Origin of the sequence: Paucisalibacillus globulus DSM 18846, assembly GCF_000482485.1 — a bacterium.
GTDB classification, from domain to species: domain Bacteria; phylum Bacillota; class Bacilli; order Bacillales; family Amphibacillaceae; genus Ornithinibacillus; species Ornithinibacillus globulus.
Map to the genome: position 1 here is coordinate 128,500 of NZ_KI519440.1, position 15,439 is coordinate 143,938.

Here is a 15,439-nt window from a genome sequence, read left to right on the forward strand (position 1 = left end):
GAGTTAGAAGCTCTTCGCTTTTTTATATGCGTTTTTACACCATACTTCGAATTCATCAATTGGTATTGGTTTGCTGTAATAATACCCTTGGCCAAACAAGTTATGTGTGGAAAGCATTTCAATTTGTTCTTTTGTTTCAATACCTTCAATGACCACTTTGGTATTAATTTTTTTTCCGATTTGTATGATTGCCTCCAATAACGAACGGACACGGTTATTTATTAAGGAGTCATTTAAGAAAGAACGGTCAATTTTTAATTCATCAATTTCAATATTACGTATCATGCTTAAGGATGAATATCCGATACCAAAGTCATCAAGAGAAACGCCAACACCCAAGTTACGTAGTGCCAGAATATTATCCTTGGCATCTTCATAATAAAGAAATGCACTTTCTGTTATTTCTAGTGTTAAAAGTTTCGAATCAACTTGTTCATCACTAAGAATCGTTTGAACTCGGTCAATAAAGTTTGGTGTCATTAATTGCCTTGTCGAAATATTTACGGAGATAGGAAAGGAATCTAATCCATTTTCCTTAAATCGTTTAATGTCACGACATGCCTGCCGTAATACCCATTCACCAATAGGTATGATTAATCCTGTTTCTTCAGCAATCGGGATGAATTCATCTGGTGGAATTTTTCCCATGCCACATTCCCATCGTAATAAGACTTCAGCACCTGTGATTCGAAAAGTAGCGATATCAAATTGTGGTTGGTAATGAACACTTAATTCGTTATTTTCAATGGCTTTATGTAAATAAGTTTCTAAAATCATTTGCCGTTTCATTTTTTGATTCAGTTCATCGTTATAAAAATGAAAATTGTTTTTGCCATTTTCTTTTGCAAGGTACATAGCAAAATCAGCTTTTTTAATTAATGCTTCCGCATCATCTTCCCAGTCAAGGTTAATGCTGACACCTATACTTGGTGTAGAAATAATTTCTGTTCCATTAATTTTATATGGAGAATTCATTTTTAAGATTATTTCTTTTGCAAGATCCTCAATCTCATCTGAATTACGACCTTCAACTAATACTAAAAATTCATCTCCACTTTGGCGCGAAACGACATCACTTTCTCTCAAAATGGATTTTAGTCGTCCTGCAATTTGAATTAATAATTGGTCACCTGCACTGTGGCCCAGTGTATCATTAATTCGTTTGAAATTATCAAAATCAATGAACATAACTGCCAAGGAACGACTGTATTTTTTAGCTGTGATTAATGCAGTATCTAAATAATTTTGGAACCAGTTTCGATTGGTTAGTCCTGTTAATGAATCATAATGAATTAATTGATTCATTTTTTGTTCTGCTTTAACTTGTTCAGTGATATCAAAAATAACACCATCAACCCGTGTAACTACTCCTTTTTTATCCATATACGGAGTTGCACGATCTTGCATCCATCGTATCTCACCATTGCTATGGAAGAAACGATAAGTAATCGTTGTTTTCTTTCCGGATTTTTGCTGTTCGAGTGCATTTAAGATAATCTGTTTGTCTTCAGGATGAACAACTTCTAACCATAAATCAGGATTATCTCTAAAGGTGCCAATTGATACGCCATAGATAGCCGCATAACCTTCTGAGTAAGTATGGTCATCTGTTTCAATATCCCATGTCCAAAAGGATATATCATTATTTTTAAAAAGCTTATTCAATTGCATTTCATTTGTTCTAATTCTTGAACCTAGTGTGCCGAGTGAAAGTGAAATGAATAGGCCGATTACTTGTGTAAATGAATTATCAGTGGAGAGTTCATTAGGAGTAGAAATTAAACCCATGACCAAATAAATCCCACTGAGAATCATGAAAAAGATTAAACCACCAAATAGTCCACCAAAATAGGAAAATAATGCAACTAGTATAATACTAACTGTCCAATAAAGCCCTTCAGTCTCTAGTGGTATATTGGTTTCTATGTAAAAGGAAGCTGCTATAACAAGAGTTCCTATTATCCACATAAGAAGTGGAATCTTATTTAAGCCATGTTTAGTCATCTATACTCACCTGTCAAATTATGTCGGAATTTGCGATTCTTACTTTGTAGTGTAACACAATAAGTAAAAATTGAGAAATTATTATTTTTTCAGGTTCTGTCTTTTGTCTAATTATTGTATTAATTACAAAATATGTATAAATTGTGTAGTAAATTTCATGATTTATAGATCTATTTATCGTTTAGTGAATTAAGGATTGGGATTACACTTTTGTATCATATATGGCTTACGTAAAAAATAAACAAAGGTTAATGGGTATAAAGACCTATTGTTTTTCTAGGTATAATTTAGTATTTTTTAACTAGAATTACCTATATAATGGAAGTTGATATACATAACTTATGTCAAAAGAGTAGAGTGTGGGAGAGCATGTTCATTCATAAAGAGCAATTTCTAAATAATGTCCTGTTAAATGGGATTCAAGACATGGTATATATAATGGAAGTATCTACGGATGGTAACTTTATCTATTATTTTATTAATCATGCAGTTAAGAAGTTTGCTGGCTTAACAAATGATATTCTTGGAATGACCTTACATGAGATTCTTGATGGTGAAAAGGCGGATTTCTTATTTTGGAAATATCAAGAGGCAGCTTTTACAAAGGATTGCGTGATTTTTGAAGATCTCTATCCTTCTCCACTTGGTGAAACTAGATATGGTGAAAATGTGTTGACCCCAATCTTTGATGAGAAAAATAGATGCACACATGTTGTGGCAGTCGTAAAGGATATTACTGAAAGAAGAATTGCTGAAGATGAAACAGAAAAAGCACGTGAAATGCTACTTGAGGGAAAACATCGTTATCAATCTCTTTTTGATTATAATTTAGATGCGGTTATTGCGATAAACCAAAAAGGGATAATTCTAGATGTGAATCAATCACTCGAATTAGCTACGGGTTTTAGACAAGTAAATCTACTTGGTATCCATTACACATCAATTATCAGGCTTGAAGATGTTCCTAAAATAGAAAAGTATTTTGATAGTGCAATTAATGGAATTCTAGAAGAATTCAGTATTCAGATGAAAACTAAAGATGGTAAACATATTGAGATGATTGTTAAATTAACCCCCATTATAGTAAAAGATGAAACTGTTGGGATTTATGCAATTTGTAAAGATATTTCCGAGCAAATTAAGATTCAACATAAATATACGGAAAGTGAAAATAAATTCGAAATCATCGCTGAGAATTCGGGGGATTTAATTACCATGCTCGATCAAAATGGTATGATAACCTATGTTTCTCCCTCTTACCGGGATGTGCTTAAAATGGAACCGTATGAATATCTCGGAAAGGATTTTTATCACAATGTTCATCCGGAAGATATTCCCCATTTAATAGGGTCATTTGAGCAATCGATAACTAGTGGTAAAGCCTGGGTGGCTCAATTTAGACAAAAGCATCATACTTTAGGATGGATCTGGTCAGAGTTAAGAGGATCCCCAGTATACAATCATGAAAAGACATTTAAGCAGATGGTTGTCTTATCTCGTGATATTTCACTTAGAAAAAATTATGAGGATAAACTGAAGTATTTTGCTTATCATGATACGCTAACAGGAATCCCAAATCGTAGGTATTTTGAAATAAAATTAAAGCAAGCCTTGGATGCTTTCGAAAGTACAGGAGAGAAATTTGCGATTATTATTATGGACCTTGATCACTTTAAGTCAATAAATGATACGTTCGGTCACGATATTGGGGATAAAGCAATAGCAGAGTTCTCTTTACGAGTCGGAAAAAGAATTCGTAGTATCGATACATTAGCTAGACTTGGAGGAGATGAATTTGTTCTCTTATTACGAGGGGTAGAAACGAAGGAACAGGTAATAGAAATAGCAATGTCTATCATTAATGCCGTCCAAAAACCATGGAAAATCGATGATGCGAAGTTCATAACAACTACCAGCATTGGAATCTCATTATTAGGGAGTGAAAGGGAAAATACATTTGAGTCATTATATAAAAATGCTGACCAGGCATTATATGAAGCTAAAAATGCTGGTGGAAACCAATTTGCGATTAAAATATAAAATGGCAGTGAGGAGAGGATATACTCTCCCCACTGCCATTAATTTTTCTACGATGTATAGACATCTAACAGGTAATATGCAAATGCAATTGCTAGTATGGTAGCTACAACCATAATTAATACAATATATTTCCCTTTCAATAGAACCCACCCTTTATTATCCAGCTTTGTATATATTTTTAGACTAGCAAATCTAGTAATTAAAGTAAATACTTATTCCACTGCTCCACTTACTGAGTAATCTTCTATATTGACTTCCATTTCTTCCCCTAGTGCTAATTTAGCTAGCTCTGCTCCTAGATAGGGACCTGTAGTTAAACCTGATGCACCGAGACCATTTGCTACGAGTATTTCTTCTTTTCCTGGTAGGGGGCCAATGACTGGTAGAAATCCTGGAGTAAAGGGCCTGAAACCAACCCGTGCTTCAAGAATAGTACTATCACCCAAGCCTGGAAGAACTTCGATTACTTTCGAGAGAATATCGTGAATGCCACCTGCTGTTACTCTAGGATCAAATCCTGTATCATTCTCGTGTGTTGCACCAACTACAATATGATTCTCGAAAGGAACAATCGATTGACTTGTAGGTGGCATTAATACTGGCCAATTTCTAGTATCAGCATTTGGCATTTCTAAGTGGATTATTTGTCCTTTTTGCCCGGTGGAACGGAAGTTGATTCCGAGTGGTGCAAGAAATTCATTCATCCATGCACCGCATGTTGCGATAATCTGGTCAGCTTCATATAGTTCTTCGCCAACATAGACTCCATTAGCATGTTGAGATACTGTAGCTGTCCCCAGGATCAATCTTGCCCCGTATTTTTTCGCAGCATTCAACAATGCATTTCGAAATGCACGTCCATCAAGTCGTGCAGCGCCACCAACATGAACAGCAGAATATCCTTCTTCTACATAAGGGACAAGTTCTCTTGTTTCCACTGTATTTAATAATGTTACTTCGCCAATTTCAGGAGCATCTTCTCTTCTTTTTAACGCTCTTTCTTTCATGGCAATTAGTTTTTTTTCATCTGTATGAAGGCTGAGTCCACCTATTTTGGCGTATCCATGATTGGTTTGTCCGTCTTGTTCTAGTTCGCTTACCAATTCTGGATAGAATCTTGCCCCGCTTTTGGCAAGTTGATACCAAGCCTTGTTTCTTCTCTGTGAGAGCCATGGACATATTACTCCTGCTGCGGCATCTGTGGCTTGTCCAATTTCCTCTCTATCAATAATTAAAACCTCTGCTCCGCTTTTCGCGAGTTTGTATGCTGTGGTTGCACCTAATATTCCAGCGCCGACGATAATATAACTTTTCATATGTAAAGTCCTTCTTTTCTATTTAGTATTCTAAAACAACTATAAGAATTATGAGGGAAAATGTAAAATAAAGCTGTTAAATTATTCATTCGGCGAAATATTTATGGTAATCTTGTAGTTGGATATCATTGTCTAATCATGTATTACATATAAAGGAGAAATGAAGATGGAAAAGACATTAGTTTTCGGCCATAAAAATCCGGATACAGATACGATCTGTTCCGCACTTGCATATGCAAACTTGAAAAATAAATTAGGTGTACCTGCTGAGCCAGCAAAACTTGGTGAAGTGAATAAGGAGACACAGTTTGCTTTAGATTATTTCAAAGTAGAGGCGCCTCAGCTTATTGAGGAAGTTCCTGCTGAAGTAAAAGATGTTATTTTAGTAGACCATAATGAATTCCAACAAAGTGTGAGTAACATTAAAGATGTACGTATTGTAGAAGTAATCGATCATCACCGTGTTTCTAACTTTGAAACAAAGGAACCACTATACTTCCGTGCTGAACCAGTTGGATGTACAGCAACAATTTTAAATAAAATGTATAAAGAAAATGGTGTAGAGGTAACAAAGGAAATTGCTGGACTTCTATTATCTGCAATTGTTTCCGATTCTCTATTGTTGAAGTCACCAACATGTACTAATGAGGATGTTGACGCTGCACATGAGCTAGCGGAAATTGCTGGTGTAGAACTTGAAAAGTATGGACTAGATATGCTTCAAGCTGGTGCCGACTTAAGTGACAAATCTGTATTAGAGCTTATTACAATGGATGCAAAAGAATTCGCAATGGGTGAGGCAAAGGTTGAAATTGCTCAAGTAAATACAGTTGATGCAAGCAAAGTTTATGAGTTGCAAGCTGAATTAGAAGAAGTAATGGATAAAGCGATTAACGAAAAAGGACTAGATCTGTTCTTATTCGCTGTTACAGATATTATCAATAATGATTCCGAAGTTTTAGCACGTGGTAATGGAAGTGCCAAAGTTGGAGAAGCATTTGGTGTAGAACTTGATACGAATAACCGTGCATTGTTAAAAGGTGTTGTATCTCGTAAAAAACAAATCGTAACTGCATTAACAGATGCTTTCACAAAATAATATACTGTTAGTAACATCTCTGGCGACTGCTGGGGGTGTTTTTTATTTGTTAGTTTAAGGACATAGAACTATGGGGAAAATAATTTGACGGGGATTGTCTTAAACATATGGGCTGAAAAATGGGGTTGAAAAAAGTATACGTGAAAGTGCTAATAACATTCAATCAAAGCTGTCTCCTTATGCAATCAAAAAGCTTTAGAGATCGTTTGGCTAGCGAACTCCAAAGCTTTTTTAAAGAAAAGGAGAGATAAGCAATGTGGTTACTTGACTTTGTTCATCACTTTATTAACGACTTGTTGGACGACAGAACGATTGCCCATTGACTGCATTTGCCCGCGTAAGTTGTTCATGTTTTGATTAAAGCGATTTTGTGCTGCATGCTTCAAATTGTTTATTTTACTTTGGATGTCATTCAACATAATTAATTCTACCTCCTTTCTATTAGCAGTTTATGAAAGGAGATAGAGGTTGCTAGTGTGATTTCATTACTTCTATGAAATTTAGTAGGAAATGATTATAATTTGCTATCTTTATCTGGTTTTAACATTTTAGACATCATTTCAGTCATTTCCGCCATTTTCTTTTCATCACTCATCATTTCTTGCATCATATCCATCGCGGTTTTTTTCATTTCAGGGTTATCCATCATTTTTTGGAGCATATCTGAACTCTTCCCGTTTTCTAATAGTTCATTTAGTAAATTCCCTATATTTTTATCCTTTGACATCGTATTCACCACCTCTTTTAATGGTATTTTTTTGATGAATTTTAAAAATCCTCTCATCAATTTTTTTGCTCTAGCTTTACCCACTTCGGATTCGAGGGCATTCATAAATCCCTGTATTCTTTCAAGTGAGTCTGTGCTCAAATTATTTTGTCGCCATTCCATCCCGAGTTGTTCCAGAAAAGTATTTTGTTGTGATAATTGTTTGGTTTCTTTTGGATTGATTTCTGAGTTTGGATTGTATGGTGGGTAGGTTGTAGTGTTACTATGAATGGTTCTTAATGAAGGATAATTGCTGATAGCATTGCGATGTTTGGAAGTTCTACTCAATTTCTTCACCACCTTCTTTGCTTCTATACGCTACATAGGTACGCAATGAGCTTGTCTTTTGTAAGTGCTTGAGTCTATTTATAAGGGAAAAATACATGCTTGCCTACTAGAAGTAACTTTAATAGGTTATCAATCCTACTTTAAATAACCATTTTGTAATAGAGGGGTTATTTCGTCCAAACTTAAATGATAGCTTTACATAGTTTATTAATGTGAGGCCTCACAGTAAAGGCTTTGGGAGGTGTTAATAGATGATTGCAGCATTAGTGTTACTATTCTTTTGGTTCTTAATCTTTACTCCGATTATCCTGTTAATCGCAGTTCTTGCCGCTGTATTATAAAAGAGTGCATCTTTTAAAAAACCTCTAAAAAGGTAGTAGTTTATCCTCGTGGTGACTACTACCTTTTTTCTGTATAAAAATACCACTCCTCCCAAAACTAATGACATAACTAGAAAGGAGGAGTAAACATGGGTGGAAGACCAAAAGGACCGAAGCAACAGAAACAACCGAATCTTCCTACAGGACCAGAATTGCCGTATGGAGAAGGGTTAGATGGATCGAAAAAGGTGAAGAATAGAAATCATTCTCGTCAGAAGCAAAATCCTCATCATGATATGTAGTATTCGAAAAGACAGTCAATATGGCTGTCTTTTATTTTAAATTATTATTTCAACCCTAATTGCCATTTGAAATGACCCTTAAAGTGGGGCTAATACTTTACATTAATTGATTATGTTATCATGTTCACCTATTATAAAAATAATACTAAAGTAAGGTAGGTTTTATCGAATGAGGAAGTTTTGGAACGAATTTAAAGCATTTGCTATGAAAGGAAATGTACTTGATTTAGCTGTTGCCGTTGTCATCGGGACTGCATTTAGTGCAATTGTTAATTCACTTGTAGCAAACATCATCACACCATTAGTAGGAATTCTATTTAATGGGGTAGATTTCAAGAATGAAGTATGGCTTGTGCGTGGTGTTGAAATTCAATATGGTATCTTTTTGCAGTCTGTTTTTGACTTTTTTGTCATTGCCTTATCTATCTTTATTTTTATCCGATTACTAGGTAAATTAAAGTATAAGAAGAAGGAAGAAGAGAAGGTAGAGGAAGCACCAAAGGTAGATCCACAAGAAAGGCTTTTAACTGAAATCCGTGATATTTTATTAGAGCAAAACAAAAATAGCTAATTTGGGGGAAGTTTCATGGTTACGATTAATGATCAATGGTTTACGGTTGAGGAAATTGATTCGACTACATTTGCGATTAGTGAATATGGGCACTGGGAGAAAGTGCATTCATTTTTATTAATTGGTAAGGAAAAGGCTGCTTTAATTGATACTGGTTTAGGTATTGATAATATGAAGCGGATTACTGATCAGTTAACGGACTTACCAATTGTGGTGATTACTACACATGTTCATGCTGACCATATTGGTAGTCACGGGGAATATGAAACCATTTTGGTTCATGAGGCTGAAGAGGATTGGCTTGTTAACGGGATTAAAGGATTGACTGTGGAACAAATTCGAAAAGAGATGTGCAGGGATATTACTAAGCCAACTCCAAAGGAATTTAATCCAGAGATCTATACGCCCTTTACAGGTAAACCAACTGCATTGTTATCCGATGGGGACTTAATTGATCTAGGTGACCGATTATTATCCATTTTTCACACTCCAGGTCATTCTCCCGGGCATATCTGTGTATTGGATAATGATAGAGAATATCTATTTACTGGGGATTTATTCTATATGGATACACCGATTTATGCCTTTTATCCGACCACAGATCCAGTGGAATTATTGAATTCCTTAGAGAGAATTTCTTATTTGGAGGTAACAAGGATTTTCGGTGCTCATAATACTTTAGGAATCGACCCGAGTATTTTATATGAAGTACAGGAGGCAGTGTATGAATTGCGTAGGAAAGATGTTGTTAGACATGGAACAGGGACCCATGAGTTTAAGTCGTTTAGTGTAAAGTTTTAGGGATGTTTAATTCTATAGAAGTGGTAAAGGATGGGAATGCAAAGCAGCGAGCAGTTTATCGTGCTGTAAAAGAATTACGAATCATGGAGGATTTGCGAGCCTATAATCCAGTGCTTTGTGGAACCATTCCACTTGCAATCGATGTGGATGATTCTGATTTGGATATTATTATGGAAGTGTATGATTATAGTAAGTTTAACCGTGTTGTTGAGTGGCTTTATAGTGATACAAAAGGATTCCGGGTAAAAGAGACGGAGATTAGAGGAGAGAGGGTATTAAAAGTTAATTTTCTTTATGCAGGTTTTGAATTTGAATTGTTTGGTCAAGCGGTTCCTGTAGAAAAACAACATGCATTTGTACATATGCAAATTGAATATGAGATTTTAAAACAGAATCCAGACATTATAGAGAATATTATTCAGTTAAAACAACAAGGTGTAAAGACAGAGCCGGCATTCTGTCAGGTGCTGGGAATAGAAGGAAAAGATCCATATGAGGACTTAATTAGGTTTGGAAAAAAGTTGGTAGAGATATAAGAATGGAAAGAATTGAATTCTGAAAGTATAAGGATACTTCTATCAAGTAAATAATAGCAGGTACGAAAGGGAACAGAATCCATTCTGTTCCCTTTCTAATTATCATCCTTTCAAACTAGGACCTACTCCGTCTTAAGTCTGAAACTTTTTCGAACCTCAGCCCGTAGTAGGAGTATTCGAAATTATTTAAACTAAAGATAGAAAATTAAGAGGGGATGAGAGAAATGACTCAACCAATTGTAGAAGTTAAGAATCTCAAGAAATCTTACAAAAAAAGAAAGACAAAAGAAATTATTACTGCTGTTGACGATATTTCTTTTACCGTTAATAAGGGTGAGATACTTGGGTTACTTGGTCCTAATGGTGCTGGGAAAACAACTACCATTAAAATGATTTGTGGATTGGTACGTCCAGACAGTGGAGAAATCACCATAAACGGGATTGATAATCAGAAAAAACGTCTTCATGCTCAAGAGCATATCAGCGCGGTGTTAGAAGGAAATCGTAATCTTTATTGGCGTTTAACCGTTCGAGAGAATATGGAGTATTTTGCAGGAAACCGTGGGATGTCGAGGAAAGAAGTTGCAGGTCAGATTGATAAGCTTCTCGTCCAGTTTCGTTTAAAAGATAAAGAGAATGAAATGGTAAATCGACTATCGAGAGGAATGCAGCAAAAGCTTGCGATTGCCGTAGCAATGTTAGCAGGTAGTGAGGTTATTTTGCTTGATGAGCCTACTCTTGGGCTGGATATTGAAACAGGATATGAAGTGCGTGAGTTGCTTCGTGAAATTGTAAGGACAGAACAGAGAACAATTATCATTACGTCACATGATATGGATGTTATTCAGGATTTATGTGAAAGGACAGTTATTATCAATACTGGTAAAGTCGTAACCAATGACCGGGTGGAAAATCTTATGAAGCTATTTGAGGTCAGGGCGTATGCCGTGAAGCTTGATGGACATTTAAGTGAAGAGCAACATGAACTATTGATTAAAAAGTTCCCTCAGCTTGTGTACACACCGGATACGTATCAATCGATGTTGGAAGTGGATCTGACGCAGAGTCAGGAAATCTATGATTTATTTGACATCTTAAAAATAGAACAAATTCCAGTTGATACGATAGATAGAAAAACAATAAATTTTGAACAAGTCTTTATGAAGATTGTAAAGGGGGTGACTGTTTATGCGCTTTCTGAACGTGCTTAATGCTAATATACGTAGAGAATATATATTATTGAAACGGTATTTACCAAATACAATTGCTATGCTTATTACGTTTTATGTACTATTTTTAGGAATGTTTGCTGGAATTTCACTCATTGGCGATCCGAGTTCACAAGATACGAATATACAGTATGTTATCGTTAATTATATTTTCTGGTTTTTAGCGATGGTTGTCGTCAATGATATTGGATGGCAGATTACCAATGAAGCTACCCAAGGAACCCTTGAACAATTAGGAATGTCTCCAATGGGAATATGGAAAATCATGTTATCAAGATTGCTTTCTACAACGTTAGTTGATTTTGTTATTATCATAGGGTTGCTATACTTAAGTATGTTTACAGCTGGTCAGTGGCTTAATGTGGATGTCTTATCGATATTACCAATACTAATCTTAACTCTAATTAGTATGTTTGGGCTTGGCCTAATCATTGCGGGATTTACGATGATATTGAAGCAAATTCAAGCGTTTTTACAGATATTACAGTTTATTCTTGCAGGTCTTACGTTTGTACCGTTATCTGTCGCACCTTTCTTAGCATTTTTCCCATTTGTAAAAGGGATTGATATGGTTCGAGAAATTATGATTAATGGTGTAACATTAACAGAGTTTGCTGCAGCAGACATCGCAATATTAGTTTTTAATGCAGTCTTTTATTTTGGGGTTGGTTTAGTTATATTCCTGCGATGTGAACGCTTTGCCATGCAGAAAGGATTACTTGCTCATTATTAAAAAGTTGAAGTGGTATGGACTGAAAAAGTCCATGCCACTTTTTTTTGAATCATTAGGTCCTATTGGTCCGTCTTATTAAAGGAGAGCGGGGTGGAACATGAAATTATTATTTCGTATTCTAATAGCTAGTTTACTTTTGGTTATGTTGACTTTATTGTTTCCTATGCCAAGTCTTGCTTGTTCTTGTGCGGAAATGTCACCTGTAGAAGATGAGCTAGCACGTTCTGTAGCTGTTTTTTACGGCAGGGTTTTGGAAATAAATGAAGAAAGTTACCCGAAAAAGGTGCTTTTTGATGTGAAAGAGATTTGGAAGGGAACCGATCAATCCCAAATAATTATTCAAACTGGCTTAGGTGGTGGCGATTGCGGGATTGACTTTCAAGTAGGTCAAGAGTATTTAGTGTATGCGAATGATTCGCATTTGTATGGTGATGAATATTTATCGACTGGAATTTGTGATCGAACTATTTCTACTCTGACAAGCAATGAAGATTTTGAGATTCTTGGTCAAGGAATGGTCCCCACTGTAGAATTAAATTTAGAAAATGAACTAAATGAAATTTTCCCTACGTGGATAATAGTTGGATTTTGTATAGTCATTGGAGCGATTGGGTTTAGTGTGTATTGGGTGTTTTCACGAATGAAAAGAAAGCAATCATGAATTTTTTATTCGTAAACATGATAAAGAAAATACCTGTTCTAATTTGAATTGATGTATTCGTCCTAATTAACTTTAAGCGTTAGGATATTGCGAAAAATCAAATTCCTAGGTAAAATATCAAACTTTTTCCCGTAAAATAGGTACGTGTCTGATACAAGTACCGGTCACCTGTCATAGGTTATTAGTGTAACTTAACTCAGAAAGGGGAAAAATAATGAGACATCGTCACGGACCACATTGTGGATGCCCAAAATGTATTGTTTATCCAACTAAGCATAATGTTGTGCATCATTGTACAGAGGAAACCATTCAACATGTTCATCCTTCCCATACAACCGTAATGAATCACCATTTAATCAAGAATAACCATGTATTTCCACACTCTACTTCCGTTCAAAATACTGTAAACAGCGTAAATCAATTTGGTGGAGCATTTAACGTACCAGCTGGACCAGGCATGATGGGACCAGGACCAGGTCAAGTAGCAGGTGCTATGTCACCAGGCATGGGGCCAGGCATGATGGGACCTGGAATGAATCCAGGCATGGGACCAGGTATGATGAACCCAGGAACCGGCGGAAATCCTACACAAGTAGCAGGTGCAATGGATCCAGGTAATCCAGGCATGGGACCAATGGGCAATCCAGGCATGGGACCAAATAACTGGAATAAGCCGAATAAATGGTGTTAACATGATAAGGAGCTGGCATTGCCGGCTCTTTAGCTTTTATGATTGCCTCATCTAATAAAAAGTTTATTCTAATGGACAAAATGCGGTGACAGCGAGTGTCTTGGTTTTGTAGTATGGGACAAACTTAATTAGTGGATAGAGATGAACAAAAACCTAAGAATACAGCAATCTATTGAAGGATGTGCCATATACATATGAAAGTATTAACTGTTACAGGATATAAACCTAGAGAAATAAATATTTTCAAAGAAAATGATCCTAAGATCGCCATTATTAAAGCTGCGATTGAGAAGCGATTAATTGGTTTTATGGAAGATGGGTTAGAATGGATTCTAATTTCCGGCCAAATGGGAGTAGAACTGTGGGCAGCTGAGGTTGCAATGGATTTAAAGGATGAATATGACATTCAAGTAGCGATTATCCCCCCGTTTGAAAATCAGGATGAACGTTGGCCAGAGGATTTGAAATTTAAATATGAGGAATTAACGATGGTGGCTGATTTTTATCAACCCCTCTACACGGGGGACTATAAGGGCCCCTACCAATTCCGGGCTAAGAATAAGTGGCTAGTGGAAAAGAGTGATGCTTGTCTGGTTCTATTAGATGATGAATATCCCGGCAGCAATAAATTTTTCTATGAAGAGGCAAAGCGTGCTACGAAAGAATATCCGATATACTTGATAACCCCTTCTGACTTAGATGAAATGGTGGAAGAAATGCGGATGGCAGATCCTGATTATTGGAATTGACAAAAATTAGCAGGATTTTCTAATTTGAAATAGAATATAGAATTATAAACTATTTTAAGTTAGTGTGAAATTATTTGGATTCCTAAATAAGAGGAGCTAGTAAACTATGAAAAGATTTCCTATACTTTATACAACTAGACTTAAGTTAATAGAAATTGAATCTGGTCATGCTGAAAGTATCTTTGATATTTTATCTAAGGATGAAGTTACAAAATATTATGGTAGGGAAAGTATGGAGTCTGTGGAAGAGGCTAAAGAGTTAGTTAATCACTTTCAAATGCTTTTTCAAAGTGGACGGGGAATTCGTTGGGGAATTGTTTGGAAGGATAGGAATGAATTTATTGGTACAATTGGAATTCATAATTATGCTGCCCAAGTTAATCGAGCCGAGATAGGCTTTGAATTGCATCCTGAACAATGGAGAAAAGGAATATTAACAGAAGCAATTGCCTGTGTACTAGAGTATTGTTTTGTTGAAATGGGTATACACCGGATGGGTGCAGTAACATTCCCTGGAAATGAAGCTTCTAATAAACTGTTAGAAAAAGTGGGATTTACCCAGGAAGGATTACTTCGGGGGTATTTATTTCAGAATGGAAAATATCATGATGCAAATGTCTTAGCGATGCTCAAGCCAGACTGGCGACGAAAAAAGTATGCCGATGAGCAGACTGGTCAGTATCGAGATCATATGACAGAGATTGTAAAACGATCTGAAGCAGCAGGTGACTTTGACAATCTCCCTGGTAAAGGTAAACCACTCGATTTGGGACCAAGCACTACAAATCCATCTGAGGCACAATTATATAAAACGCTAAAGGATAATCATATCTTACCTCCCTGGATTGAGCTTGCAAATGAAATTGACTCTTTGAAAGAGCAACTTGAGAATCTAGATGGAAAAGAAAGACGGAAGTTGGTTAAAGAAATCAATAAGAAAATCAAAGCATATAATTATGCTTGTCCTCCATCCCTGCAGAAGAATCGGGTTTGGGAATAAGGGAAAGCCAGTCTCAGAGTGAGGCTGGCTTTTCTGTGGGTGAAGGTGAAACCTGAAATAGTGGGTGATATTCCGTGGATTTGGCTGATATTCAGGGAGTACGGCTGATATTCTGCAGATTTGGCTGATACTCAGGGAGTACGGCTGATATTCTGTTTATATGGCTGATACTTAAGGATCACGGCTGATATTCTGCAGATTTGGCTGATACTCAAGGAGTACGGCTGATATTTTGTATATTTGGCTGATAATCAGGGATCACGGCTGATATTCTGTTTATATGGCTGATAATTAGGGATCACGGCTGATATTCTACAGATTTGGCTGATACTC

The 15,439-nt window shown here is 36.1% G+C and carries 16 protein-coding genes; 12 read left to right on the forward strand and 4 right to left on the reverse strand.

Annotation, left to right across the window (positions count from 1 at the left end):
* Positions 1 to 3: 3 nt before the first annotated feature.
* Entirely contained in the window at positions 4 to 2,004 is a 2,001-nt protein-coding gene (locus tag K332_RS23045; RefSeq protein WP_036689494.1) for a bifunctional diguanylate cyclase/phosphodiesterase, read from the reverse strand.
* Positions 2,005 to 2,373: 369 nt separating this feature from the next.
* Between K332_RS23045 and K332_RS0120530 the strand changes: the two genes are divergently transcribed.
* Entirely contained in the window at positions 2,374 to 4,044 is a 1,671-nt protein-coding gene (locus tag K332_RS0120530; protein WP_026909165.1) for a sensor domain-containing protein, read from the forward strand.
* 212 nt (positions 4,045 to 4,256) lie between these two features.
* Here K332_RS0120530 and K332_RS0120540 read toward each other — a convergent pair whose 3' ends face one another.
* Positions 4,257 to 5,360, reverse strand: coding sequence for an NAD(P)/FAD-dependent oxidoreductase (locus K332_RS0120540; protein WP_026909166.1), 1,104 nt, complete (start codon positions 5,358 to 5,360; stop codon positions 4,257 to 4,259).
* A 166-nt stretch (positions 5,361 to 5,526) separates the two neighbouring features.
* Here K332_RS0120540 and K332_RS0120545 point away from each other — a divergent pair, with 166 nt between their 5' ends.
* The gene (locus K332_RS0120545; RefSeq protein ID WP_026909167.1) at positions 5,527 to 6,459 is read left to right on the forward strand and encodes a manganese-dependent inorganic pyrophosphatase; all 933 of its coding nucleotides are present in this window, start codon (positions 5,527 to 5,529) and stop codon (positions 6,457 to 6,459) included.
* 260 nt (positions 6,460 to 6,719) lie between these two features.
* Here the strand turns inward: K332_RS0120545 and K332_RS24095 are convergent, their stop codons facing one another.
* Positions 6,720 to 6,878, reverse strand: coding sequence for a hypothetical protein (locus K332_RS24095; RefSeq protein ID WP_156914252.1), 159 nt, complete (start codon positions 6,876 to 6,878; stop codon positions 6,720 to 6,722).
* A gap of 95 nt (positions 6,879 to 6,973) precedes the next feature.
* The gene (locus K332_RS0120555; RefSeq protein WP_156914253.1) at positions 6,974 to 7,525 is read right to left on the reverse strand and encodes a hypothetical protein; all 552 of its coding nucleotides are present in this window, start codon (positions 7,523 to 7,525) and stop codon (positions 6,974 to 6,976) included.
* Between the two features lie 457 nt (positions 7,526 to 7,982).
* Between K332_RS0120555 and K332_RS0120565 the strand changes: the two genes are divergently transcribed.
* The 10 genes from K332_RS0120565 (at position 7,983) to K332_RS24320 (ending at position 15,106) form a co-directional block, all read left to right on the forward strand.
* Complete coding sequence (locus K332_RS0120565; RefSeq protein WP_026909169.1) at positions 7,983 to 8,135, forward strand: small acid-soluble spore protein P; 153 nt, start codon at positions 7,983 to 7,985, stop codon at positions 8,133 to 8,135.
* Between the two features lie 169 nt (positions 8,136 to 8,304).
* Complete coding sequence (gene mscL, locus K332_RS0120570; protein WP_026909170.1) at positions 8,305 to 8,706, forward strand: large conductance mechanosensitive channel protein MscL; 402 nt, start codon at positions 8,305 to 8,307, stop codon at positions 8,704 to 8,706.
* A 15-nt stretch (positions 8,707 to 8,721) separates the two neighbouring features.
* Positions 8,722 to 9,507, forward strand: a complete 786-nt coding sequence (locus tag K332_RS0120575; protein WP_036689497.1) for an MBL fold metallo-hydrolase — start codon at positions 8,722 to 8,724, stop codon at positions 9,505 to 9,507.
* Positions 9,508 to 9,509: 2 nt separating this feature from the next.
* Positions 9,510 to 10,043: a DUF4269 domain-containing protein gene (locus K332_RS0120580; RefSeq protein WP_026909172.1), complete on the forward strand. Its 534-nt coding sequence runs from the start codon at positions 9,510 to 9,512 to the stop codon at positions 10,041 to 10,043.
* A 224-nt stretch (positions 10,044 to 10,267) separates the two neighbouring features.
* On the forward strand, positions 10,268 to 11,254 hold the full coding sequence (locus K332_RS0120585; protein ID WP_026909173.1) for an ABC transporter ATP-binding protein: 987 nt from the start codon (positions 10,268 to 10,270) through the stop codon (positions 11,252 to 11,254).
* Positions 11,232 to 12,005, forward strand: coding sequence for an ABC transporter permease (locus tag K332_RS0120590; RefSeq protein ID WP_026909174.1), 774 nt, complete (start codon positions 11,232 to 11,234; stop codon positions 12,003 to 12,005). The genes K332_RS0120585 and K332_RS0120590 overlap by 23 nt, the downstream gene beginning before the upstream one ends.
* Before the next feature lie 97 nt (positions 12,006 to 12,102).
* Positions 12,103 to 12,666 (forward strand): hypothetical protein, encoded by a 564-nt coding sequence (locus K332_RS0120595; protein WP_026909175.1) that lies wholly within the window; start codon positions 12,103 to 12,105, stop codon positions 12,664 to 12,666.
* 214 nt (positions 12,667 to 12,880) lie between these two features.
* Positions 12,881 to 13,357 (forward strand): CotD family spore coat protein, encoded by a 477-nt coding sequence (locus K332_RS0120600; protein ID WP_026909176.1) that lies wholly within the window; start codon positions 12,881 to 12,883, stop codon positions 13,355 to 13,357.
* Between the two features lie 194 nt (positions 13,358 to 13,551).
* Positions 13,552 to 14,106, forward strand: a complete 555-nt coding sequence (locus tag K332_RS0120605; protein WP_026909177.1) for an SLOG family protein — start codon at positions 13,552 to 13,554, stop codon at positions 14,104 to 14,106.
* A 106-nt stretch (positions 14,107 to 14,212) separates the two neighbouring features.
* Positions 14,213 to 15,106 carry a GNAT family N-acetyltransferase gene (locus K332_RS24320; RefSeq protein ID WP_211237431.1) on the forward strand — a complete coding sequence of 298 codons (894 nt, stop codon included), beginning with the start codon at positions 14,213 to 14,215 and terminating at the stop codon, positions 15,104 to 15,106.
* Positions 15,107 to 15,439 lie beyond the last annotated feature (333 nt).

Coding starts and splice junctions, on each gene's coding strand:
- K332_RS0120545 (WP_026909167.1), top strand. CDS start 5,527: ATGGAAAAGACATTAGTTTTCGGCCATAAAAATCCGGATACAGATACG.
- K332_RS0120565 (WP_026909169.1), top strand. CDS start 7,983: ATGGGTGGAAGACCAAAAGGACCGAAGCAACAGAAACAACCGAATCTT.
- K332_RS0120605 (WP_026909177.1), top strand. CDS start 13,552: ATGAAAGTATTAACTGTTACAGGATATAAACCTAGAGAAATAAATATT.
- K332_RS0120530 (WP_026909165.1), top strand. CDS start 2,374: ATGTTCATTCATAAAGAGCAATTTCTAAATAATGTCCTGTTAAATGGG.
- K332_RS0120575 (WP_036689497.1), top strand. CDS start 8,722: ATGGTTACGATTAATGATCAATGGTTTACGGTTGAGGAAATTGATTCG.
- mscL (WP_026909170.1), top strand. CDS start 8,305: ATGAGGAAGTTTTGGAACGAATTTAAAGCATTTGCTATGAAAGGAAAT.
- K332_RS0120600 (WP_026909176.1), top strand. CDS start 12,881: ATGAGACATCGTCACGGACCACATTGTGGATGCCCAAAATGTATTGTT.
- K332_RS0120540 (WP_026909166.1), bottom strand. CDS start 5,360: ATGAAAAGTTATATTATCGTCGGCGCTGGAATATTAGGTGCAACCACA.
- K332_RS0120580 (WP_026909172.1), top strand. CDS start 9,510: ATGTTTAATTCTATAGAAGTGGTAAAGGATGGGAATGCAAAGCAGCGA.
- K332_RS24095 (WP_156914252.1), bottom strand. CDS start 6,878: ATGTTGAATGACATCCAAAGTAAAATAAACAATTTGAAGCATGCAGCA.
- K332_RS0120595 (WP_026909175.1), top strand. CDS start 12,103: ATGAAATTATTATTTCGTATTCTAATAGCTAGTTTACTTTTGGTTATG.
- K332_RS23045 (WP_036689494.1), bottom strand. CDS start 2,004: ATGACTAAACATGGCTTAAATAAGATTCCACTTCTTATGTGGATAATA.
- K332_RS0120585 (WP_026909173.1), top strand. CDS start 10,268: ATGACTCAACCAATTGTAGAAGTTAAGAATCTCAAGAAATCTTACAAA.
- K332_RS24320 (WP_211237431.1), top strand. CDS start 14,213: ATGAAAAGATTTCCTATACTTTATACAACTAGACTTAAGTTAATAGAA.
- K332_RS0120590 (WP_026909174.1), top strand. CDS start 11,232: ATGCGCTTTCTGAACGTGCTTAATGCTAATATACGTAGAGAATATATA.